At 71.6% G+C, this 22777-nt stretch carries 20 protein-coding genes; 11 read left to right on the top strand and 9 right to left on the bottom strand.

The genetic code is table 11. The features are described 5' to 3' along the window. Positions 1 to 130 precede the first annotated feature (130 nt). Positions 131 to 1054, top strand: coding sequence for an NADP-dependent oxidoreductase (locus ABEA10_RS16565; protein WP_345464430.1), 924 nt, complete (start codon positions 131 to 133; stop codon positions 1052 to 1054). A gap of 12 nt (positions 1055 to 1066) precedes the next feature. Here ABEA10_RS16565 and ABEA10_RS16560 read toward each other — a convergent pair whose 3' ends face one another. Together ABEA10_RS16560 and ABEA10_RS16555 are read right to left on the bottom strand one after the other, a co-directional pair. Beyond that, positions 1067 to 2050: a phosphotransferase family protein gene (locus tag ABEA10_RS16560; RefSeq protein WP_345464427.1), complete on the bottom strand. Its 984-nt coding sequence runs from the start codon at positions 2048 to 2050 to the stop codon at positions 1067 to 1069. A gap of 105 nt (positions 2051 to 2155) precedes the next feature. Beyond that, entirely contained in the window at positions 2156 to 3325 is a 1170-nt protein-coding gene (locus ABEA10_RS16555) for a winged helix DNA-binding domain-containing protein (RefSeq protein WP_345464425.1), read from the bottom strand. Positions 3326 to 3389: 64 nt separating this feature from the next. Between ABEA10_RS16555 and ABEA10_RS16550 the strand changes: the two genes are divergently transcribed. Next, entirely contained in the window at positions 3390 to 4739 is a 1350-nt protein-coding gene (locus tag ABEA10_RS16550) for a cytochrome ubiquinol oxidase subunit I (RefSeq protein WP_345464422.1), read from the top strand. Between the two features lie 100 nt (positions 4740 to 4839). After that, positions 4840 to 5838 (top strand): cytochrome d ubiquinol oxidase subunit II, encoded by a 999-nt coding sequence (locus ABEA10_RS16545; RefSeq protein WP_345464419.1) that lies wholly within the window; start codon positions 4840 to 4842, stop codon positions 5836 to 5838. A gap of 52 nt (positions 5839 to 5890) precedes the next feature. Here the strand turns inward: ABEA10_RS16545 and ABEA10_RS16540 are convergent, their stop codons facing one another. Next, positions 5891 to 6484, bottom strand: coding sequence for a TetR/AcrR family transcriptional regulator (locus tag ABEA10_RS16540; protein ID WP_345464416.1), 594 nt, complete (start codon positions 6482 to 6484; stop codon positions 5891 to 5893). 70 nt (positions 6485 to 6554) lie between these two features. Here ABEA10_RS16540 and ABEA10_RS16535 point away from each other — a divergent pair, with 70 nt between their 5' ends. Continuing rightward, on the top strand, positions 6555 to 7604 hold the full coding sequence (locus ABEA10_RS16535) for a hypothetical protein (protein WP_345464413.1): 1050 nt from the start codon (positions 6555 to 6557) through the stop codon (positions 7602 to 7604). A 102-nt stretch (positions 7605 to 7706) separates the two neighbouring features. Further along, positions 7707 to 8318: a TrmH family RNA methyltransferase gene (locus tag ABEA10_RS16530; protein WP_329238660.1), complete on the top strand. Its 612-nt coding sequence runs from the start codon at positions 7707 to 7709 to the stop codon at positions 8316 to 8318. A gap of 71 nt (positions 8319 to 8389) precedes the next feature. On the opposite strand, the gene ABEA10_RS16525 is transcribed toward ABEA10_RS16530, so the two are convergent. Further along, positions 8390 to 9034, bottom strand: coding sequence for a TetR family transcriptional regulator (locus tag ABEA10_RS16525; protein ID WP_345464409.1), 645 nt, complete (start codon positions 9032 to 9034; stop codon positions 8390 to 8392). A gap of 88 nt (positions 9035 to 9122) precedes the next feature. Between ABEA10_RS16525 and ABEA10_RS16520 the strand changes: the two genes are divergently transcribed. From ABEA10_RS16520 to ABEA10_RS16510, 3 genes are read left to right on the top strand one after another with little or no spacing between them, the layout of a single operon-like run. Beyond that, positions 9123 to 10670: an FAD-dependent monooxygenase gene (locus ABEA10_RS16520; protein ID WP_345464406.1), complete on the top strand. Its 1548-nt coding sequence runs from the start codon at positions 9123 to 9125 to the stop codon at positions 10668 to 10670. Then, positions 10633 to 11214: a TetR/AcrR family transcriptional regulator gene (locus ABEA10_RS16515; RefSeq protein ID WP_486303797.1), complete on the top strand. Its 582-nt coding sequence runs from the start codon at positions 10633 to 10635 to the stop codon at positions 11212 to 11214. Before ABEA10_RS16520 ends, ABEA10_RS16515 begins: the two co-directional genes overlap by 38 nt. Position 11215: 1 nt before the next feature. Continuing rightward, on the top strand, positions 11216 to 11635 hold the full coding sequence (locus ABEA10_RS16510; RefSeq protein WP_345464399.1) for a tautomerase family protein: 420 nt from the start codon (positions 11216 to 11218) through the stop codon (positions 11633 to 11635). 26 nt (positions 11636 to 11661) lie between these two features. On the opposite strand, the gene ABEA10_RS16505 is transcribed toward ABEA10_RS16510, so the two are convergent. Together ABEA10_RS16505 and ABEA10_RS16500 are read right to left on the bottom strand one after the other, a co-directional pair. Continuing rightward, the gene (locus ABEA10_RS16505; RefSeq protein ID WP_345464396.1) at positions 11662 to 12018 is read right to left on the bottom strand and encodes a hypothetical protein; all 357 of its coding nucleotides are present in this window, start codon (positions 12016 to 12018) and stop codon (positions 11662 to 11664) included. Beyond that, positions 12011 to 13927 carry an ABC transporter ATP-binding protein gene (locus tag ABEA10_RS16500; protein ID WP_345464393.1) on the bottom strand — a complete coding sequence of 639 codons (1917 nt, stop codon included), beginning with the start codon at positions 13925 to 13927 and terminating at the stop codon, positions 12011 to 12013. The genes ABEA10_RS16505 and ABEA10_RS16500 overlap by 8 nt, the downstream gene beginning before the upstream one ends. Positions 13928 to 14269: 342 nt before the next feature. On the opposite strand from ABEA10_RS16500, the gene ABEA10_RS16495 reads away from it, so the two are divergent. Then, on the top strand, positions 14270 to 14944 hold the full coding sequence (locus ABEA10_RS16495; protein ID WP_345464390.1) for a hypothetical protein: 675 nt from the start codon (positions 14270 to 14272) through the stop codon (positions 14942 to 14944). Positions 14945 to 15091: 147 nt separating this feature from the next. Next, the gene (locus tag ABEA10_RS16490) at positions 15092 to 15409 is read left to right on the top strand and encodes a hypothetical protein (protein ID WP_345464385.1); all 318 of its coding nucleotides are present in this window, start codon (positions 15092 to 15094) and stop codon (positions 15407 to 15409) included. A 36-nt stretch (positions 15410 to 15445) separates the two neighbouring features. Here the strand turns inward: ABEA10_RS16490 and ABEA10_RS16485 are convergent, their stop codons facing one another. Continuing rightward, on the bottom strand, positions 15446 to 16039 hold the full coding sequence (locus ABEA10_RS16485; protein ID WP_345464382.1) for a TetR/AcrR family transcriptional regulator: 594 nt from the start codon (positions 16037 to 16039) through the stop codon (positions 15446 to 15448). Positions 16040 to 16121: 82 nt separating this feature from the next. On the opposite strand from ABEA10_RS16485, the gene ABEA10_RS16480 reads away from it, so the two are divergent. Beyond that, on the top strand, positions 16122 to 17570 hold the full coding sequence (locus ABEA10_RS16480) for a flavin-containing monooxygenase (protein ID WP_345464379.1): 1449 nt from the start codon (positions 16122 to 16124) through the stop codon (positions 17568 to 17570). A 51-nt stretch (positions 17571 to 17621) separates the two neighbouring features. Here the strand turns inward: ABEA10_RS16480 and hrpA are convergent, their stop codons facing one another. Together hrpA and ABEA10_RS16470 are read right to left on the bottom strand one after the other, a co-directional pair. Beyond that, positions 17622 to 21488 (bottom strand): ATP-dependent RNA helicase HrpA, encoded by a 3867-nt coding sequence (gene hrpA, locus ABEA10_RS16475; protein WP_345464375.1) that lies wholly within the window; start codon positions 21486 to 21488, stop codon positions 17622 to 17624. Between the two features lie 82 nt (positions 21489 to 21570). Beyond that, a complete protein-coding gene (locus ABEA10_RS16470) occupies positions 21571 to 22536 on the bottom strand; it encodes a cation diffusion facilitator family transporter (protein WP_345464372.1) in 966 nt (321 codons plus the stop codon). Positions 22537 to 22777 lie beyond the last annotated feature (241 nt).

The raw sequence follows: 22777 nt of genomic DNA, 5'->3' as shown, positions 1-22777 counted from the left end.
CGCACCGGCACGGGCAGCCAAGGACCGCCGATCCTAGGGAAGACCGTCCGCTCGTATCCGCCCCGGAACCCCGGCAGCATCGTCGACGGACATGCCGGACGGACCGGCATGGAGCATCGAGGAGTTCGGAATGCCCAAGGCAGTGAGGTTCCAGCAGTACGGCGGCATCGAGGTGCTGCGGGTCGTCGAGGTCGACCGGCCGGTCCCCGGACCCGGACAGGTCCTCGTACGGGTCGTCGTGGCGGCGATCAACCCGGGGGAGGTGCACATCCGTACCGGCGCGCTCCACGACCGCTGGCCCGCGACGTTCCCCTCCGGTGAGGGAAGCGACCTGGCCGGGATCGTGGCGGAGACCGGTGCGGGAGTCGAGGGGTTCGCGATCGGTGACGAGGTGATCGGCTTCACGGACAACCGCGCGAGTCACGCCGAGTTCGTCGTCGTGGAGGCCGCCGACCTCATCCCGCGGCCGGCGGACGTCCCGTGGGAACAGGCCGGAACGCTGTACGTGGCGGGAACCACGGCGTACGCGGCGGTCCGGGCCGTCGCGGCGGGACCGGGCGACACGGTCGTGATCTCCGGCGCCGCCGGGGGAGTGGGTTCGATCGCGGTCCAGCTCGCGCGCCACACCGGGGCGACCGTCATCGGCCTGGCGAGCGAGGGCAACCACGAGTGGCTCGCCGCGCACGGAGCGATCCCGGTCAGCTACGGCGAGGGTGTCGCCGACCGCATCAGGGCCGCCGCCGACGGCGGGAAGATCGACGCATTCATCGACACCTTCGGCGCCGACTACGTCGAGATGGCACTGGATCTCGGCGTGGTGCCGGAGCGGATCGACACCATCACCGACCACCGGGCCACCGAGAAGTACGGCGTCAAGACCGACGGGAACAGCGCCGCGGGGAACGCCCAGGTGATCGCCGAGCTGGCCGCCCTGATCGGCGCCGGCCGCCTGGAGATCCCGATCGCCGCCACGTACCCGCTGGAGGAGGTCCGGGACGCCTTCCGCGAACTGGAGCGTGGCCACACCCGCGGCAAGATCGTCCTCCGACCGTGAGCCCGCGGGCGCTCAGGGGAGCAGGGCGAGCGCCTCGCGCAGGTTGTGCTCGACGATCGCGTGCATGAACTCCCGGTCGGGGAAGTCGCCGTCGAGGAGGCGGAGGGGCCCGGCCACCAGGGAGAGATGCATCGCCAGCGCGTAGAGGCCGAGGCGCGGCGGGTCGAGACCGGGCCGGGAGAGGGCCGCGTAACGCTCGCCGAACCGGAGGCGGAGGAAGACGTGTTCCCATTCGACGTCGAAGTACATCAGGCCCTCGACGTCGATGAGGACCGGATGCCCTTCGGCGCTCACCAGGACGTGGTCGGGGCCGAGCTCGCCGTGGATCAGCCCGTACTCGGTGCGCGGGACCACCAGCGCCCGCAGCGCCCGCAGGCGCACGTCGAGCCGGCCCCGCGCCGCCGCGATCCTGGTGTCGCGCCCCGCGGCCTCATCGAGGTCGCGCAGGGCCCGGTCGAGGACCAGTTGTTCGCAGGAGTCGCCGAGGGCGACGCCGCCCCGCTCCAGCAGGTCCACCCTGCCGTAGCGGGGAGCGTGGTGCCGGTGCATCAGGTTCAGAGTCCGGGCCAGGTCGTTCAGGGCGGCGTCCGCGCGGGCGGGGTCGGTGTCGAAGAGGGCCTCCAGGGTGCCACCGGTGATGTCCTCGACCACGGCGACGTCCGCCGCGTGCCGTTGCCTGGTGTCGTCCGTCCACAGCACGCGCGGGACGCGCGCCCCGACCTCGTCCAGCCTGCGCCGCGCGGCCAGGAACGGCACGAGCCCGGAGACAGGAGCGAACGGGTCCGTCACCTCACCGGCGGCGCCGGGCCAGAAGTTCTCCTCGTCCGCCCAGCGGTAGACGATCAGGCTCGCCGGGCCGGTCCCGTCGAGCCTGATCCGGTACACGCCCTTCTTCGTTCCTCCGCGCAGGCGGTCCACCCCGGCGATCCGGCGCCTCTTCCCCAGCGCGTCCGACACCACTCCCGACAGGTCCTCGGCCTCCGCGAATCCACCCACCCGCAGAACGTACTTCGAGCCGGGCCACCGTACTCGCGGATGAGGCGATCAGGCCTGTTCCATCGCCTCGCCCATCTCCTGGCCGGACCAGGACTCCCTATCCGCTCAGGCGGACAGCTCGCGCTCCAGCGGGGTGCGGAAGCGCGGGATCACCCGGACCGGGCCGATCCACTCGCTCAGGCGCGCGGCCTCCGCCTTCACCGCGGTCTCGGCCTCCGCGCCGACGTCCTCCAGCAGCCGGTAGACCACCGAGCCGTCGGCGCGCTGGGACCAGCCGCCCACGATCCGGCCGTCGCACCACACCGTCGGGCCCGCGTTGCCCGTCCGGTCGAACAGGGCCGGGCCGTGCTCGCCCAGGTACCAGTCGCGGCCGGTCCAGCCCATCACGGTCGGGTCCAGGCCCGGCAGCAGCGCCACCCACGGCTCCGGAGGCGCCACCGGCTCCGCGTCGCCGGCGAGGACCAGGCCGGGCGTGCCGTCCAGGTCGACCTCCTCGGTCTCCACCAGCGCCAGCGCCTGCTCGACCTGGGTCATGGTCAGGCCGGTCCACCACTTGAGGTCGGCGGCCGTGCCCGGCCCGTACGCGGCGAGCCAGCGGCGGACCAGCTCCGCTCGCGCGGTCTCGGCGGGCACCGCCGGGATCCCGTCCGGCAGCCACGACTCGATCGGCGACCACTGGAACTGGTTGCTGATCCACGAACCGCGCGGACGGCCCCGTACGATCCGGCCCTGGACGGCCAGGCCGAGCAGCACCCGGCTCGCGATCGCCGGACTGGCCTCGTTGCGGCTGCCGCGCCCCAGCACGATCCGCTCCTTCAGACGCGGCACGTCGGCGGACAGCTCGGTCGCGTACGCCGCGCCGCGGGCGCGCAGCGCGGCGAGCGTCTCGTCCTCGACCTCCCGCAGCCACGCGTCGTCGCCGAGCCCCGCCTCCTGGAACAGCTTCAGCGTACGGCGGCGTTCGAGGCGCGCGACGTCATCGGCACAGGCCGCCTGCACGACCGGCACCAGCTCGGCGGGGACGGCGAAGACGGTCCGCCGCATGCAGAGCATCCGCACCAGCCGGCGCTCCTCGTACAGCTCCCGCTCGATGCCCGCGATCTCGGGAGAGTGCATGCGGGCCGCCGCCGCGAGGTAGACCGCCGCCGGGTCGGTGCCGTGCAGCACCACCAGCGCACGGGCCGCCTCGACGGCGCTGCCGGCCGGCGCCGCCAGTCGGTGCCGTACCCCGATGCGCGCCCGCCGTTCCGCCACTGTGATCCGCCTGATCGCCATCCGCTGATTATCGCCGGAGCGGGGTACCACGCTCACAGGGGCGGGACGGCCGATCGGGGGAGACGTGCACGTGTTCGCGGCCGCGTCACCGGCCGACCTGCTGGCCGCGCGGGAGCAGATGGCCCTGTCCCTGGGCTGGCACATCATCCTCGCCTGCTTCGGCGTCGGGATGCCCGTGCTCACCGTCTTCGCCGAGTGGCGCGGCGTGCGGACGGATGATGAGGACTACGTGCGGCTGGCGCACCAGTGGGCCAGGGCGATGGGCGTCCTGTTCGCCGTCGGCGCGGTCTCCGGCACGATCCTCTCGTTCGAGATGGGCCTGCTCTGGCCCGGCCTGATGGCGACGTACGGGCAGGTCATCGGCCTGCCGTTCGCGTTGGAGGGGTTCGCGTTCTTCATCGAGGCGATCTTCCTGGGCATCTACCTGTACGCCTGGGGCCGGCTGTCGCCGCGCCGGCACGTGCTGACCGGCCTGCCGGTGTGCGTCGCCGGGGTGGCCTCCGCCGTCTTCGTCGTCGCCGCGAACGCCTGGATGAACCAGCCGCGCGGCTTCGACCTGGTGAACGGCTCCGTCACGCACGTACGGCCGTGGCGGGCGCTGTTCAACCCGGCGATGCCCTGGCAGGTCGTGCACATGGTCCTGGCCGCCTTCATGGTCACCGGGTTCGGCATCGCGAGCGTGTACGCCGCCGGAATGCTGCGAGGCCGCCGCGACCGGTACCACCGGATCGGCCTCCTGCTCCCGTTCGTCGCCGCGGCGGTCGTCACCCTGCCCCAGATCGTCATCGGCGACACTCTGGCGCGGCTCCTGGCCACCCAGCAGCCCGCCAAGCTCGCCGCGATCGAAGGCCTCAACCACACCGGCTCGCACCGGCCCATCTCGCTCGGCGGCCTGTACCTGGGCGGCCGGATCCGGTACGCCCTGCGGATCCCCGACGGCCTGTCGCTTCTCGTCGGCTACCGGCCGGGCACGGTGGTGAAGGGCCTGGACACGGTGCCGCCCGCCGACCGTCCCCCGGTCAACCCGGTGCACCTGGGCTTCCAGGTGATGGTGGCGATCGGGTTCGGGCTGCTGGTCCTGTCCGCCTGGCAGGCCTGGTCCTGGTGGCGGCGGCGTGACCTGCCGCGGTCCCGGTGGTTCCTGCGGTTCTGCGCGGTCGCCGGGATCGCCTCCGTGGTCGCGCTGGAGGCGGGCTGGGTCACCACGGAGGTCGGCCGGCAGCCGTGGATCGTGTGGCACCACCAGCGCACCGCCGACGCGGTCAACCCGGCGCCCGGCCTGTGGGTCGGCCTCGTCGCGGTGCTGGTCGTCTACACCGTGCTCACCGTCGCCGCCGTGTACGTCCTGGTCCGGCTGCGGAGCCGCCCGGTGGCCGCGCCGCAGGAGGGCTGGACCGAGGAGTACGAGCCATGACCGAGCGGAGCGAGGGAATCGAGGACGCGCCCCTGTGGTCACCCTCCCCGACGCCGGGAGGTCGGTCGGGGTGGGTTGGTCGGGCAAAGAAGGAGGGCTCGTGACCGCGGCGCAGTGGCTGCTGGTCCTCACCTGGGCCGGGGTGACCCTGTACGCGCTGCTGGGCGGGGCCGACTTCGGCGGGGGCTTCTGGGACATGCTGGCGGGCGGCTCCCGGCGTGGGTTCGCCCAGCGACGGCTCATCGAACACTCGATCGGGCCGGTCTGGGAGGCGAACCACGTCTGGCTCATCTTCGTCCTCGTCATGTTCTGGACGTGCTTTCCCCGCGTGTTCGCCTCCGTGGCCTCCACGCTGTACATCCCGCTGACCCTCATCGCGCTCGGCATCATCGCCCGCGGCGCGGCGTTCGCGTTCCGCAAGGCCAGCACGGAGCTGTGGCAGCTACGGCTGTTCGGCGGCGCGTTCGCGCTGTCGTCGATCCTCACGCCGTTCTTCCTGGGTACGGTCGCGGGCGGCGTCGCCTCCGGGCGCGTACCGCCGGGCCTGGCCCGAGGGGACCTGCTGACGAGCTGGTGGAACCCCACGTCGGTGCTCGCGGGCCTGGTCGCCGTCGGCAGCACGGCGTACCTGGCGGCCGTCTACCTCACCGGCGACGCACGCCGCGGCGGCGACAGGGCACTGGCGGAGGCGTTCCGCCTCCGCGCGCTGGTCACCGCCGTGGTCACCGGCGCGATCGTCCTCGGCGGCATCGTCATCCTGCGCGACGACGCCCCGCGGCTGTTCGCCGGCCTCACCGGGCGCGCGCTCCCCGTGGTCGCCCTGTCGGCCTTCGCGGGGATCGTGTCACTGGTCCTGCTCGTGCTGCGCCACTACACCACGGCCCGCGGCACCGCCGCCCTCGCCGTCGCGGCCGTGCTGTGGGCGTGGGCGGCCGCGCAGTACCCGCTGCTGCTCCCGCCGGACGTCACCGTCACCCGCGCCGCCGCCGACCCGGCCGTCCTGCACGCGACCCTGGCCTCGGTCGTCGTGGGCATGGTCCTGCTGGTGCCGTCACTGCTGTGGCTGTTCGCGCTCTTCCAGCGAGCGCCGAAGCGGTGATGGCCTTCCGTGGAGAACAGCCCGGCCACAGCCGCGCAGGGCCTGAGCGTCTTCAAGGGTTTCCGGGCAGGAGCCGGTCCAGATGGGCGTCCATGGCCGCCACGGCCGAGTCCGGGGGCAGGCCGCCCGGATCCGTCAGCATGTGCAGCAGGAGTCCGTCGACGAGCGCGGCCGTGGCCGCCGCCGCCGCATCGGGCTCCAGGCCCGCCGCGGCCTCCCCTTCGTCCTTGGCGTGGGCGAAGGCCCGGGCGAGGTATCCGCGCAGCTTGGCCAGCAGCGAGTGCTGAACTTCGGCGAGAGGCGCCGAGATCACGGCTCTGGCCGCGAAGGCGAGGTACACGCGCGACTCGACGCTGCGAGGCTCGTCCAGGGGCAGGAGTTCGAGTACCACGCGACGGATGCACTCTTTGACGGTAGCGACGGTGCCGCCCCGGTCCATGCCGCCCATCGCGCGGACGATGATCTTCTCCGCGAGCGACTCCCAGGCCATCAGCACCATCTCGTCCTTGGTGCGGCAGTAGTACTGGACCGTCCCGATCGAGACGTCCGCGGCCGCGGCCACCTCCCGGATGCTGACGTGATCCAGCCCCCGTTCGGCGGTGATCTCGACGAGGGAGTCCAGGAGCCGCTGTCGGCGGTCGGTCATACGAGCCACCATACATGAGGCAATACGGAGACTATACAAGTGTATGTAATACGGATGTATGGTGCCCTGTATGAGCAGACAGGCCCCTCTTCGCACGGTGAGTCCCCCGGCCGCCCGTGACCGCCGGCGAGTCCCGCGACCGTTCCGCCACCGCAGCGTGGGGTTGGCGGCCCTCGGGTTCGTCCTCGTCAACGGGCTGCTGATGTCCATCGGGGGGCGGCATCTGCCGTTCCACGCGTCCTCGCTGGCCGAGCCGCCCACGCCGGCCGCCGTACTCGACGCCGACGCCATGTACCTGGAGATATTCGGGCTCATGGCCCTCGCCTACCTGCTCACGCGCCGACGCGCGGGAGTGGACCTGGCGGCACGCGCCCCTGCTCGGCCCCAGGCACGGCGGGAGACCCTGCTCGTCCTGGCCTACGGGGTCGTCGCGATGCTCGGCGGCTTCATGCTGGGGCGCGCCTTCGGCTGGCACGCGTTCGGGTTCCACCTCGATGGAATGGTGATCCGCACCGGGCAGCGGGTCGTGCCGGAGGAGATGGTGGCCTGGGCGGCCTACAACCTCCTGGTGTACGCCGTGGTGCCCTTCCTGGTGTTCCGCCGGCGCTATTCCGCCGAGCAGTTGAACCTGCGTTCGAGAGATCGCCGCGGCGACCTGCTGGTGATCCTGGTGATCCTGGCCGTGGAATCCACCGTCCAACTGCTGTTGAACGGCGCGATCCTGGACCTGAAGCCGCGTCAGCTCCTGCTCGGAGCGCCCCTTACGTTCGCCCTCTCCTTCGCCGGCACGGTCCTGCCGACCATGGTCTTCATTTTTTGCATCTTGACGCCCCGTTACCTGAAACTGACGGGGTCGGTGCCGGCGACGGTGATTCTCGGCGGGTTGACCTACGCGCTGCTGCACTTCTTCGACGGCTGGACGAACTTCGCCTCGCCGGTCGACACGCTGTTGTCGGTGCTCTACCTCCTGCTGTTCTACACCGGGCCGGGAATGTTCAAGACGTTCCTCACGGTGCGAACCGCCAACGCCTGGGTGCACGTGTGGGCCTACCATGCGATCGCACCGCACACACTGATCGATACGCCGATGACGGTGGAAGTGTTCGGGATACGCGGCTGAGCGGCGCCGCCTGGCGCCAGGCCCGTCAATACCGTGACCGTGCAGGCCGAGGGCGCCGCAAGCCGAGGGCGCCGCAGGCCGAGGGCGCATATCCTTCGGCGCATGACCGCCGAGGAGTTGCCGGGCGTGGGACCGCACCCACGCCCGTGGCCGGATGACCCCCGCCTCGACCCCGCCTTGCTGGCCGAGGGGGATCGGCGCAACGTCGTCGATCAGTACCGCTACTGGAGCAACGCCGCGATCGTCGCCGACCTCGACACGCGCCGGCACCCGTTTCACGTCGCCATCGAGAACTGGCAGCACGACTTCAACATCGGCGCCGTCGTCCGCAACGCCAACGCGTTCCTCGCCGCCGAGGTGCACATCGTGGGCCGCCGCCGCTGGAACCGCCGCGGCGCCATGGTCACCGACCGCTACCAGCACGTCCGTCACCACCCGGAGACCGGTGACCTGGTCAAGTGGTGCCGCGACCGCGACCTGCCGATCATCGGCATCGACAACCTGCCCGGGTCGCGCCCCATCCAGTCCGCCGAGCTCCCGCGCGCCTGCCTGATGCTGTTCGGCCAGGAGGGGCCGGGCCTGTCGGAGGACGCGCGGGCCGCCGCCGACATCGTGCTGCACATCCCGCAGTACGGCTCCACGCGCTCGATCAACGCGGGCGTGGCCAGCGGCGTCGCCATGTACGAGTGGATCCGCCGCCACGCCGAACCCTGACGGACGCCCGGCCGGCTCTCACTGATCCGGCCGTACGACCCGTCTCGTACGGCCCGGCGTAGGACGTTCTCTCAGCCGGCCCGCCGGGGCAACTCGCGCAGTCCGTTCTCCAGGAGCGCGAACGCGTGTTCCGCGTCGCCGACCGCGCCCGCGTACCGCGCGTCGGCGGTCTCCCCGGACGCCAGGCGCGCGGCGTTGTCCAGGGTCAGCGTCCACTGGACCGCGACGATCTGGGCGGCCGCCAGGCGGGCGGTGAGGTCCGGGGTGTCCGCCGTCTCGCGCAACGCCTCGGCGAGCGTGCGCTCCCCCGTACTCCTGAAGCGCTGCAGCCGTGCGGCCAGGGACGGCGTGTCGAGGACCATCCGGAAGAGAGCGCGGATGTCCGGACGATCGTTGATGCCGGTGATCGGGTCCCGCACGCGAAGGCCCTCGAGGAAGTGCTCACGCAGGGCGGTCAGCGGCGTCACGCCCGCCGGGCGGGCCCGTACGACTCGGGCGCTCTCCGTCTCGTGGTCGGCGAAGCGGTGCACCACGAGGTCTTCCTTGGCCGGAAAGTACGCGAACAGCGTGCGTTTGGACACCTCGGCGGCCTCGGCGACCTGGGCCACCGAGATTTGGTCGAAGCCGTGTTCGAGGAACAGGGCGATCGCCGCTTCGGAGATCGCCGCGTGGGTCCGCAACTTCTTGCGCTCTCGCAGGCCGGGCTGCTCGGTCACGGCTTCACGGTAGCAGCGGTGCGCACTCGGACGATAATTGCACCTGGTATATATTTGCACCAAGTCTACTCAAGGAGGGGTTACGTCGATGGACGTCGAGACCGAGGTCGTCATCGCGGGAGCCGGTCCGACCGGCCTGACGCTGGCGTACGAGCTGGCACTGGCCGGGGTCGAGACCCTGGTGCTGGAGAAGCTGCCGCGGCGTGTCGAACAGGTGAAGGGCGGCACGATCCAGCCCCGCACCGCCGAACTGCTGGAGCTGCGCGGTCTCCTGGAGCCGATGCTCCGCCGCGCGTTGCCGCGCGAGCGGGTCGGGAGCCACTTCGCGATGCTGCCGGTGCCACTGGACTGCACGCCCTGGCAGACCAGGCATCCCTATCCGATCTCGATTCCCCAGTGGGAGGTCGAGGAGGTGCTGGAGGAACGGGCGACCGCCCGTGGCGCGCGGATCCGGCGCGGCGCGGCGGTCACCGAGGTCAGCGGGAGCGGCGAGGGAGTGACCGTGTCGGCGGACGGTCTGCGCGTACGGGCGCGTTACCTCGTGGCCTGCGACGGCGGCCGGAGTACGGTCCGCAAATTCCTCGGGCTGCCGTTCCCGGGCCGGCTCGGGAACGGTCTCGCCGTGCTGGCCGACGTCCGGCTGTCCGCGACGTCGTCGCTGGTGCCGACGCGGTTGGGGCACATCAGCGACCTGACGCGGCAGGTGAACGGCTACTGGGCCATGCTCGTGCCGGTCGGCGGTGACCGGTACCGGCTCACGTTCGGCCGGGAGGACGAGGCGGAGACCACCCGGGACACCCCGGTCACCCACGAGGAGATCGCCGCCGCGCTGCGTGCCGTGTACGGGGAGGAGACCGTGCTGAGCGGGGTGGACAACGCCTCCCGGTTCACCGACGCGACCCGGCAGGTGGAGCGGTACCGGGTCGGCGACGTGCTGTTCGCGGGGGACGCCGCGCACATCCACACGCCGCTCGGCGGGCAGGGCCTGAACACCGGTGTGCAGGACGCGTTCAACCTCGGCTGGAAGCTGGCCGCGACCATCCAGGGCCGGGCCCCGGACGGCCTCCTGGACACCTACCACGCCGAGCGGCACCCGGTGGGAGCCCGAGTCCTGCACCACACGTCGGCGCAGCGGGTGCTGGCCGACCTGCGGCCGAACGAGGACGTGGCCGCGCTGCGCGACATCTTCGCCGACCTGCTGCGGCTGCCGGAGGCCAACCGCCACCTCGCGGGCCTGATGTCCGGCCTGTCGCTGCGTTACGACCTGCCGGGTGAACACCCCCTCACCGGATGCCGCATGAGGGACGCCGACCTCCTCACCGACGCCGGCCCCACCCGGGTGTCCGCGCTGTTCGGGGACGGGCACGCCGTGCTGCTCGACCTGGCCGGGATCGTCCCCTCCGGCCTCCGGCCTCCCTCCGGCGTCGACGCCGTCCGCGCCGAGTCCGCCACCGATCTCGGCGCCGCCGCGCTGCTCGTCCGTCCCGACGGATACGTCTGCTGGGCCGCCGACGACGCCGCGACGTGCGACGCCACCCTGCCGGCCGCGATCGACCGTCACCTGGCGACTGTACCTACTGGTATGTACGATGCCGTGGGTGGACACCAGGGAACGACTGATCGAGAGCGCGCGTGAGCTGCTGTGGGAGCGCGGGTACGTAGGCACGAGCCCTAAGGCGATCCAGCAGCGGTCCGGCGCCGGCCAGGGCAGCATGTACCACCACTTCCACGGCAAGCCCGACCTGGCGCTCGCCGCGATCAGCCGCAGCGCCGAAGAGCTCCGGGCGCGGGCGGAGGCCCAGTTCTCCGGGCCCGGCGGCGTGGTCGACCGGATCACCGCCTACCTGCGGCGCGAACGCGACGTGCTGAAGGGGTGCCCGGTCGGCCGCCTCACCCAGGACCCGGAGGTGATGAGCGACCCGGCCCTGCGCGGGCCGGTCGCGGAGACCTTCGCCTGGCTCACCGGCCGGCTGGCCGGGCTGCTGGCGGAGGGTCGCGAGGGCGGCGAACTGGACACCCGGCTCGACCCGGCGGCCACGGCCTCCGCGCTGGTCGCGGTGCTCCAGGGCGGTTACGTCCTGGCCCGCGCCGCCGGTTCGCCGGAGGCGTACGAGCAGGCCGTCGACGGCGCCGTCGGCCTGCTCACCGCCCACGTCCGCCGACCCGCGGGCGGTGCGTGACATGCCGTTCGTCCGCATAGACGCATTGGGAGCCGACGGCGAGCGGCTCGACGCGCTCGGCCGCGCCGTACACGACGCCCTGGTCGAGACGATCGGCTTCCCGCCCGACGACCGGTTCCAGGTCCTGACGAGCCACGACGGCACGAGCGGCACGCTGAGGTACGACGACTACCTGGGGGTGCACCGCGACGACGGCATCGTGTACGTCGCGATCACCATGCGCTCCGGCCGCACCCCCGACCAGAAGCGCGCGCTGTACCGCCGGATCGCCGAGCTGGCCGAGGAGTACGCCGGCACCGAGCCGCGAAACGTGTTCATCATCGTGACCGAGAACGAATCGATCGACTGGTCCTTCGGCCACGGCGAGGCCCAGTACGCCTTGGCTCCAGGCCCGGCCGTCCCACCGGTCACCGGAGGTTAGGAGCGCATCGGGCGGCCGGGCAAGGGTCACACCCCCTCGTACCAGAGGCCGCCGATGGGCCCGCGCCGCGGGGCGGCCTGGGTACCCGGGGGGATCCTGGCGGCCTCGATGTCCCCGCGGATGTGCAGGTAGAAGTGCGGGGCAGGCAGTCCGGCGGTCTGGATCCAGCCCCGGCCGTGCACGTGTCCGGCGGCGATCAGCTCCTCGGCCTGTCCCGGCGGGGCGAGTCGTTGGTTGTAGCACTGGATGAGGGTCTGGCCGGTGTCCGCGAAGGCGAACCTGGCGGCGTAGACGTACCGGTCGGCGTTCAGCCAGACGTTTCGAGTGCATCGGCGAGCTGCGCGACGTCTGCGTCCCCGAGGTGCCGGGCGGGAACTAACCACGCGGGTCGAGGCGGTAGGCGCGGGCCTGGAGGCCGTACAGCTCGCCGAAGACGCCGCCTGCCGCGAGGAGTTCGGCCGGTGGGCCCTGTTCGACCAGGCGGCCGCGGTCCAGGACGTACACCTGGTCGGCGTGGCGGACGCTGGCGAGCCGGTGCGTGATGAGCAGTACCGTACGGCCGTCGGCATGGGCGCGGATGCGTTCGAACAACGCGTGCTCGGCGCGGGCGTCGAGGGCCGCGGTGGGCTCGTCGCAGATGAGCAGCGGCGCGTCGCGGTAGAAGCCACGGGCGACCGCGATGCGCTGCCACTGGCCGCCGGACAGCTCGTGGCCGTCCTTGAACCGGCGGTCCAGCAGCGTGTCGTAGCCGTACGGCAGCGCGGCGATGACCTCGTCGGCGCCGGAGGCCGCGGCGGCGTCGGCGATGGGGTCCTCGTGCGGTTCCCGGCCCATGGCGATGTTGTGCCGCGCGGTCATCGGCCAGTGCGTGTAGTGCTGCGGGATCATCGCGACGTTCTGCCGGAGCCGGTCGAGGTCGACGTCGCGCAGGGGAGTGCCGTCCCAGCGGACCTCACCCTCGTCCGGGCTGTACAGCCCGGCGAGGATCTTGGCCAGCGTGGTCTTGCCGGAGCCGTTCTCCCCGACCAGTGCCACGACCTCGCCCGCGCGGATTTGGACCGACACGTCGCGCAGCGCGGGGCGGTCCGCGCCCGGGTAGGTGAAGCCGACGTGCTCGGCGGTGATCACTTCGAAGCCCTCCGGTACCGGCCGGTCGCGGGCCGGCGGGATCCGGCGCTCGGCGTCGGCGCAGAAGTCCAGGTAGTCCGAGAAGTACAGGCCGGACTCGTAACATCGGTTCACCGCGAACAGCAGCGCGGCGAGGGAGTTCTGCCCGGTACGGATCGCGAGCACCGCGGTGCCGGCCACGGCGAGGGGCACGGCGCCGACGGCGAGCAGCACGCCGAGCGCGACGTACACCGCCCCGGTCGCGACGCCGCCGGCCATGTCGCCCAGGATCCGTACGAGGGTCTGGCGCCGGGCCAGCTCGACGTGGATGTCGCGTTCGCGGATGGCGAGCCGGTCGTGTTCGCGGGCGAGGAACGGGCGCATGGTGAACGCGCGGATCTCCGCCGCCGAGTCGCGGTCGGCCATCAGGTCGGCCAGGATCCACTTGCGCCGGCGTACCGCCGAGAGGACGAAGATCGCCAGGTAGCGCATGCGAGCCGCCCGCGCCGCCGCCCAGCCGTCGGGCACCGCCGTGATCAGCAGCAGGGGAAGCAGCACCGGATGCAGCACGCCGAGCGCTCCGGCGGCGGCGACCAGGCCGACGATCCCGTTGAGGACGTCGATCGTGGCCTCGACCACGGGCGCCGCCTCCATCAGCCCGCGGTCGCGGGCCCGGTGCATCGCGTCGTGGAACTCGGTGTCGTCGAAGGACGGCAGGTCGACCCGCGTGGTCAGGTCGAACAACCGTTTCTCCACGAGATGGTCGACCCGGGGTTTCAGACGCGCCTGGGCCCAGCCCGCGCCCGCCTGCAGCGCGGCCCGCAGCGCGGTCGCGCCCGCCACCAGGATGAGCGAAGGCAGCGCCGCGCGTACGCGGTCCGGGGTCGCGCCGCCGGCGAACAGCGCCCGGAGCACCCCGGTCGTCGCGAGCAGGCCGTACGCGGTGAAGACGCCGGCCAGCAGGTGCAGGGTGACGGTGATGATCGCGTCGGCCGGGCTGGCCCGCCACGCGAGCCGTGCGGCGGCGACGATCAGCGTGGGCAGACGGCGGGTCATCCCGCCGAGTCCGGCGGAGGCCAGGGCGGCGAGGTGTGTGTGCCAGGGCGGCAGGTTCATCTCGGCGCCGTGCTCGGCCGCCTCCGGACCGGTGCGCTTCTGGAAGAGCCGTCGCGTCGCCCCGTCCATCGGCGGACGTCCCGGGCCGTCCTGGTCCGGGAGATGCAGCGGGCGTCGCGGACGACCGGGCGGCCGGTTGACCGGCCGCCGACGGCGCATCGTCACGTGACGTCGGCCAGGCCAAACGCGTCGATCATCATGGCTGGATTGTTCCCCGGCCACTATCCGGACATAACGCCATAATTGGGCAATAAGGAGTAATCGGACTTCGTGGGGGACTCTTCTCGGCCGACCCGGCCGCCGGGCGGGGCGTCTTTCCGCTATCGGTCCCCTACCGACCGTACGTAAATCATTTTTATACCAGTCCGGCCTATATTCGGCGTTTCGGCGGGAGACAGGCAGGAGCGCCCCATGGATGATGCGGCGGCCGGGGCCACGCGGACCGCCGGGGAGCCGGGAACTCCTCCCGAAGCCGGCCGACGCATCGTGGCACGATTCGGGTGGGTGCGCCGCCGGCCAGGGCTCGTGGCGGTGCTGGCGCTCGCCTTCGTCACGGCCGTGGCGGTCGTGTCGGTACGGGCGGTGCGGGCGAGGTACGCCACCGCGGGTGCGACGTTTCCCCAGGTCGCCTACAAAGCGGGGCCGGTGTCGGAGTCCGGCGGGGAGGCCACCACCAACGGCGCCTGGTGGTACGGCGCCTCCGTGACCGGTGACCATGACGACGATCTGCACGTCTACGGATACCGGTACAGCGATGGTCGTAGCTGGCAGACCGGCATCAAGTTGCCCCATGACAGCGACATATCCTCGCTCAACGCCGGCAGTGGCACCCTGGCCGTTCACATCGGGACCAACGCGACCCCCACCCGGCAGTTCATGCTCGACGGCACCACCGGTCGGCAGGCCTGGAACTACGACGCATGCGACCGGCATACCTTCGCGTCAAGGGGCTGCTGTCGGACGCGGTGCTGTGCGCCGACGATCGGGCCGGCACGACCCGGCTCGTCGACCGGCGCACGGGCCGGATGCGCTGGACGCGAGCGTCGGCCCGTGGCGCGGTCCCCGAGATCCTGCCGGACGACCTGACCACCGACCCCGGTCTGGTCTACGACGGTGGCACGGATCCGGTCCTGCCGTCGGGGACGACCGGCCGGCTGCTGCTCATCTACGGCGACGGTTGGGTGAGCAGCATCGACCTGGCCTCGGGCCGGCTCATCTCCACCGGATGGCACGTTGCTCTTCGATCCCGTCGATATGGGGCAGATCGCGCCGTTCGTCCACATGCTGGATGCGGCCGGCCGCGATACCGGCGAGCTCGGCTACCAGGACATCGTCTTCGCCGGCCCGGAGTTCGCGCTCGATCTGGACGACGACCTGTCAGGCGACGTGCGCGATGTGATCGCGGTCAGGCCCGCGACCGGCCGGCACATCACCCTGGGTAAGGTGCCCGCCCTCGGTGCGCTGGGACCGGTCTGCGCCGCGACCACCACCCGCATCGGATGCCTGGCCGAGGACGGCGTCCACATCTACCGCTACCGGCCGCCGTGGTAGCCCGCCGGCCGGGCGACGCCTCGGCCATGGCCCGGCTCAGGCGCCGTACGCGGACAGGCCCTTCCAGGTCACGTCCATCATCTGGCGGGCCGCCTCCTCCGGGGTGACGTCCGGGTTGCGCATGCGCCACAGGGCCAGGCGTTCGCAGGCGCCGACGATGATCTCCGCGTACGCCTCCAGGTCGCGCCTCGGCCGGTCCGGGACGAGCCACTCCATCTGCGCGACGATCAGGTCCGTCTGCTGCCGGCGCGTCGCCTCGATCTCTCCGGCCGCGCCGCCGAGCAGCACCGGCTCCTGGAGCAGCACCAGCCACGCGCGGCGGTGCGCCTCGTTGAAGCGGAAGTAGGCGAGGTAGCCGTGGTAGAGCTTGTCCTCGGCGGTCTCGCCCTCGGTCGCCGCCCGCTCGGTGGCCTCGCGCAGCTCGCGCCGTGCCCGCGTGATGGTGGCGAGCAGCAGGCCCTCCTTGGAGCCGAAGTACTCGTACAGCATCGGCTTGGACAGCCCCACGCGCACCGCGATCTCCTCCATGGACACCGCGCCGTACCCCTGCGTGGCGAAGACCTCCTCGGCGACGTCGAGCATCTGCCGCTCCCGCTCGGCCCGCGTCATGCGGCGACGTTTGGTCTCCACATGTGAACTGTATCTCAGGACCTACCCCCGGTAACCTACCGTTGGTAACCTACTGCCGGTAGGTACACGGACGGGAGGTCACGTGAAACTCGCGATCATCGGCTCGGGCTTCGCCGGCCTCGGCATGGCGATCCAGCTGAAGAAGGCCGGATTCGACGACTTCGTCGTGCTGGAGAAGAACGACGACCTCGGCGGCACGTGGCGCGACAACCGCTACCCGGGCTGCGCCTGCGACGTGCCCTCCCACATGTACTCCTTCTCGTACGAGCTGAACCCCGGCTGGTCGCGGATGTTCGCTCCCCAGGAGGAGATCTGGGCCTACCTGCGGCGCTGTGTCGACAAGTACGGGCTGGCGCCGCACATCCGGTACGGGGCGGCGGTCGACTCCCTGGAGTGGGACGAGGAGGCGCGCCACTGGCGCGTCGCCCTCGGTGACGGCACCGTGCTCACCCCCAGGGCGGTCGTGTCGGGCATCGGCGCGCTGCACGTCCCGTCGCTGCCGGACATCCCCGGGGCCGAGCGCTTCACCGGCACGGCGTTCCACTCCGCGCAGTGGGACCACGGCTGCGACCTGACCGGCAAGCGGGTCGCGGTGATCGGCACCGGCGCGTCGGCCATCCAGTTCGTGCCGAAGGTCGCCGAACGCGCGGCGAGCCTGCGCGTGTTCCAGCGCACCCCGCCGTGGATCCAGCCGAAACCCGACTTCGTCTTCCCGGCGTGGGCCCGCGCGGTGTTCCGCCACGTTCCCGGTGCGACCCGGGCCTTCCGCGACACGATCTACTGGGTGCTGGAGGCCCGCGCGGTCGGCTTCACGATCAGTCCCAAGCTCATGGCGCCGCAGGAGAAGGTCGCCCGCGTGCACATCGCCCACCAGGTGCCCGACCCCGAGCTGCGCGCCAAGGTCACCCCGGACTACACGATCGGCTGCAAACGCATCCTGCTGTCCTCGGACTACTATCCGGCCCTGTCCCGGCCGCACGTCGACGTCGTCACCGACGACATCACCGAGATCACCGAGACCGGCCTGGTCACCGCCGACGGCACCGCGCACGACGTGGACGTCATCATCTACGGCACCGGCTTCCGGGTCACCGACGCCCTGGCCGAACAGCGCATCGTCGGCCGCGGCGGCGTGAAGATCCAGGAGGCCTGGGCCGACGGCATCGAGGCCCACCACGGCGTCACGATCGCCGGCTTCCCGAACCTGTTCATGCTCCTGGGCCCCAACACCGGGCTCGGCCACAACTCGGTCGTCTTCATGATCGAGTCCCAGGTCCAGCACGTGCTGAGCTGCCTGCGCCTGCTGTCGGAGGAGAAGGCCGACGTCATCGAGGTACGCCCGGAGGCGCAGCGCCGCTTCAACCGGGGCCTCCAGCGCCGCCTGCGCAAGGCGGTGTGGAACGAGGGCGGCTGCAGGAGCTGGTACCTGGACGACAAGGGCGTCAACCGCACACTGTGGCCGGGCTTCACCTTCGAGTACTGGGCCCGCACCCGGAAGGCCCGCCGGAGAGATTACGCCCTGTCCCGTTGACGCGACCGGGTCTGCCGTGAGGGTGCCCCTCGCGGTCGCGAGCTCGCGGTTCTAGGGGGTCGCCTGGTCCAGGGCCTTCAGGATGCGCTTCTCCGAGATCGGGTAGGCGGTGCCCAGCTGCTGGGCGAAGAAGCTGACCCGGAGCTCCTCCAGCATCCAGCGGACCTCGCGGATCTTCGGTTCGGCCGGGTGGGCGTCGCGGGTGCGGACGTACCGTGCCTCCAGCTGCTGGATCTGGCGCATCTTCTCGGCGTCGCGGCGGAAGTCCTCCGCCAGGCGGTCCAGGCGGCGGACGGTCGCGCGCAGATAGCGCAGGAGGTCCGGCAGGCGTTGGAAGCCCGCCGCCGTCAGGAAGCCGGGGAAGATCAGACGGCCCAGCTGGGCGCGGATGTCGGTCACCGACGGGGCCAGCGTCGGGCTCGTCGTGGTCTTCAGCCGCGCCTCGACCTCCTGCCACTCGGCCAGGATGCGCTGGGCGTGGTCGAACACGATCGCCGTCGTGTCGAAGAGCTCGGCGCGGACGTGGTCTTTCAGGCGGGTGAAGCCCGCCTCGTCCCACGCCGGGCCGCCGGCCCTGGTGATGAGTCTGTCGGCGGCGCAGGCCGCGCAGTCGTCCAGCAGCGCGGCCACGCTGCCGTGCGGAGTCGTGCTCAGTACCAGTTTGGCCTGGTTCGACAGTTTCGACTGCAACACCTTCGCCGGCGAGGGGGAGTTCAGCAGCACCAGCCGCCGCGTGCCGCGCCACATCGACCGTGCCTGCTCCGCCTCGGTCGCGTACGTGCGGATCGCGACGCTGTCGCCCTCGTCGGTCAGCGCCGGGTACGCCCTGACCCGGCCGCGCTCGTGCACCCGGGGGAGCGTGCCGAAGTCCCAGGTGCGCAGGCCCTGGCGTTCGATCGCGTCCGACGCCCGCGCCAGCGTGGCCGACACCTTCGGGGCGAGGCGGCGCTTCAGCTCGTCCAGGTCCTTGCCCTCGGCGAGTGTGTCGCGCCGGTCCACCACCCGGTAGGTGATCTTCAGGTGGTCCGGCACCCGTGACAGGTCCCACGCCGAGGCCGGGACGTCCACGCCGGTCATCGCGCGCAGCTCGCGCGACAGCGACTCCAACAGCGGGCCCGACGACGGGTCGAGGCGGTCCAGCACCTTGCGGGCCACGTCCGGCGCCGGGACGAAGTTGACCCGCAGCCGCTTGGGCAGCGAACGGATCAGCTCGGTGACCAGGTCCTCGCGCAGCCCGGGGATCTGCCAGTCGAAGCCCGAGGCGTCCACCTGGTTGAGCACCGGCAGCGGAATCCGTACCGTCACGCCGTCGGCCTCCGTGCCCGGCTCGAACTGGTACGAGAGGGGCAGCCGATGCCCGTCCGCCTGCCAGGAGTCGGGGTAGTCCTCCCGGGTGACCGCGCCCGCGGTCTCGTTCACCAGCATCGACGTGGAGAACAGCAGCAGGTCCGGCGTCTCGCGCCGCGCCTTCTTCCACCACGAGTCGAAGTGCCGCGCCGACACCACCGAGGCGGGCACGCGTTCGTCGTAGAACTCGAACAGCGTCTCGTCGTCCACCACGATGTCGCGGCGCCGGGCCCGGTGCTCGAGCTCCTCGGCCTCCTCCAGCAGGCGCCGGTTGTCGCGGAGGAAGCGGTGGTGGGAGTCCCAGTCGCCCTCGACCAGCGCGTGGCGGATGAACAGCTCGCGGCACAGCTCCGGCTCGATCCGCGCGTAGTTCACCTTGCGCTCGGCCACGATCGGCACGCCGTACAGCGTGACCTTTTCGTAGGCCATCACGGCGCCCTGTTTCTTCTCCCAGTGCGGCTCGCTGTAGGTGCGCTTGACCAGGTGCCCGGCCAGCGGCTCGACCCACTCCGGCTCGATGCGGGCGGCGATGCGCGCCCACAGCCGCGAGGTCTCCACCAGCTCGGCCGCCATCACCCAGCGCGGCGGCTTCTTAGCCAGGGCGGACGCCGGGAAGATCGCGAACCGGGCGTTCCGCGCGCCGTCGTACTCGCGCGGGCCGCGCCGGCCGTCCTTCCTGGCGTCCTTCTTCGGCTCGTCCAGCAGGCCGATGTGCGACAGCAGCCCGGCGAGCAGCGAGACGTGCACCTGCCGCGGGTCCGCGGGCGCGGTGTTGAGGGTGACGCCGAGGTCGCGGCCGACCTGCCGGAGCTGGCCGTAGATGTCCTGCCACTCACGGACGCGCAGGTAGTGCAGGAACTCCTGCTTGCACAGCCGGCGGAACTGGTTGCCCGACAGCTCCTTCTGCCGCTCGCGGAGGTACTCCCACAGGTTGAGGTAGGCGAGGAAGTCCGACTCCTTGTCGGCGAACCGCGCGTGCTTCTCGTCGGCCGCCTGCCGCCGGTCGGCGGGCCGTTCGCGCGGGTCCTGGATGGACAGCGCGGCGGCGATCACCATGACCTCGCGTACGCAGCCGTTGCGGTCGGCCTCCAGCACCATCCGGGCCAGGCGCGGGTCGACCGGGAGCTGGGCGAGCTTGCGGCCCAGCGGCGTCAGCTTTCCCGACGACAGCGCGCCGAGCTCCTCCAGCAGCGCGACGCCGTCCTTGACGTTGCGCCGGTCGGGTGGGTCGATGAACGGGAAGTCGAGGATGTCGCCGATGTCCAGGCTGGTCATCTGCAGGATGACCGAGGCGAGGTTGGTCCGCAGGATCTCCGCGTCGGTGAACTCCGGCCGCGCGAGGAAGTCCTCCTCGGAGTAGAGCCGGATGCACACGCCCTCCGAGACGCGCCCGCAGCGGCCCTTGCGCTGGTTGGCCGAGGCCTGCGACACCGGCTCGATCGGCAGCCGCTGCACCTTCGTACGGTGGCTGTAGCGGGAGATCCGCGCGGTGCCCGGGTCGATGACGTACTTGATGCCCGGGACCGTCAGCGAGGTCTCCGCGACGTTGGTGGCCAGCACGATCCGACGGCCCGCGTGCGGCTGGAACACCCGGTGCTGCTCGGCGGCCGACAGCCGGGCGTACAGCGGCAGGACCTCCCAGGCGTTCTTTCCCCTGGCGTGCTTGTCCAGGGCGTCGGCGGTGTCGCGGATCTCCCGCTCGCCGGACAGGAAGACCAGCACGTCGCCCGGGGGTTCGAGGGCGAGCTCGTCCACCGCGTCGAGGATGGCCTGGGTCGGGTCGTCGTCCTCCTCGACCGGCCGGTACCGCACCTCCACCGGGTACGTGCGCCCCGACACCTCGACGATCGGCGCGTCGCCGAAGTGCCGGGAGAAGCGCTCCGGGTCGATGGTGGCCGACGTGATGATCACCTTGAGGTCGGGCCGCCGGGGGAGCAGGCGCTTGATGTACCCGAGGATGAAGTCGATGTTGAGGCTTCGCTCGTGCGCCTCGTCGATGATCAACGTGTCGTAGCGCCGGAGCATGCGGTCGCGCGACAGTTCGTTCAGCAGGATGCCGTCGGTCATGACCTTGACCAGCGTGGTGTCGCTGGAATGGTCGGTGAAGCGCACCTGGTAGCCGACGGTCTCGCCGATCGTGGTGTGCAGTTCTTCGGCGATCCGCTCGGCGACCGTGCGCGCGGCCAGGCGGCGTGGCTGGGTGTGCCCGATCTGCCCCTTGACGCCCCGCCCGAGCTCGAGGCAGATCTTCGGGAGCTGCGTCGTCTTGCCCGACCCGGTCTCCCCGGCGACGATCACGACCTGGTTGTTCTCGATCGCGTCGCGAATCTCGTCCTTGCGGCGGCTGACCGGCAGGGCCTCGGGGTAGGTCACCTCGGGCACCGCGTCGCGGCGCAGCGCGACCCGCAGCTCGGCGGCTTCGAGGTCGGCGGTGACCCTGTCGAGCAGGTTCCCACGCGCGGCCGCGTCGCGTTCGCCACGGATGTCGTTGAGACGGCGGCGCAGCCGATGCTGGTCGCGCAGCATCAGCTCGGGCAGCCGTGACCGCACGTCAGAAAGCGAAGATCTCATACACCCGCAGAGAATAGGCAAGCGTCCGGACCGCCCGGTACCTGGGACCTCCACGGTGCCCCATCGCGCGGCGCTCCGCCACTCAATTTCTCCGGTGGGCGGGGCCGTGCGGGTCGTCGCAGTGCCGTCGCTCGATGGTCAGGAGCTGCTCCGACGCGTGGTCGACCTGAAGTGTCGTGTGGTGAATCTGGTAGTCCTGTTCGAGCACGTGCTCCAGGTCGTGGCGTACGGCATGGCAGTCCTCGCCGAGGGCGACGAGCACGTGGGCCGAGGCCGCGGGCATGCCCGAGGTGATCTGCCAGATGTGCAGGTCGTGCACCTCGACGACGTGGGGACGGCCGGCCAGGGCCTGCCCGATCCGCTCCGGCGAGAGCCCGGCGGGCGCGGCCTCCAGGAAGATCCGCCCCGAGTCGCGTACGAGGCCGGCGCCGGCCCTGACCATCAGGGCGACGACGATCAGCGAGGCGATCGCGTCCGCCCGCCCGAAGCCGGTCAGGATCACGACGAGCCCGGCGACCGCGGTGGCGATGAAGGCGTACAGGTCGGTCACGATGTGCTGGAAGACGCCCTCGACGTTGAGGCTGTCGCGGTTGGCCCGGCCGATGAGCCAGCTCGCCCCCAGGTTGACCACCACCCCGGCGAGGGCCGTGCCGAGCACCATCCCACCGGTCACCTCCGGCGGGTGGATCAGCCGCCGGACCGCCTCGTAGGTCAGCCACGCCGACAGCACCAGCAGGGTGATCCCGTTGGCCTGCGCGGACAGGATCTCGGCGCGGGTGAGGCCGTAGGTGTAACCGCCGCGCGGCGGCCGGGCCGCCAGGCGCATGGCCACCAGCGCCAGGGCGATCGAGGCGGCGTCGGTGAGCATGTGCGCCGCGTCGGAGATCAGGGCGATCGAACGGGCGAGGACACCGACGACGATCTCGCCGGCCATGAACGCCAGGATCAGCGCGAGCGCGGCGGTGAGCAGGCGCTTGTCGGAGTCGGCGCTCACCCCGTGGGTGTGCCCGTGACCGCCGCCGCCATCGTGGTCGTGTGCGCCGGTCACGGCGTCGGCCGGGCGTCCCCGGCGGGCCGGCTCCCGCCGGTCGCCTCACGTGGCTCGTCGGCCCGCTGCATGGGTGTGTCCTCCTCAGTCCCGCCACCGATTCGACGGTACCAAGGGGGTGGCGCGATCCCGGGGGCGTCGGTGCCCGGACCTGCGACGTGTTACGGACGTCCTTCGCGAACCGCTCCGCCGCGATCACGTCTTTTCCGCTGAGCGGAAGAATGGGCAGGAGCGGCTCGGA

It is taken from the genome of Actinoallomurus oryzae (assembly GCF_039541955.1).
GTDB lineage: Bacteria > Actinomycetota > Actinomycetes > Streptosporangiales > Streptosporangiaceae > Actinoallomurus > Actinoallomurus oryzae.
Note: the sequence above shows the minus strand (reverse complement) of the source record. Positions and strands in the feature narration are given on the sequence as shown.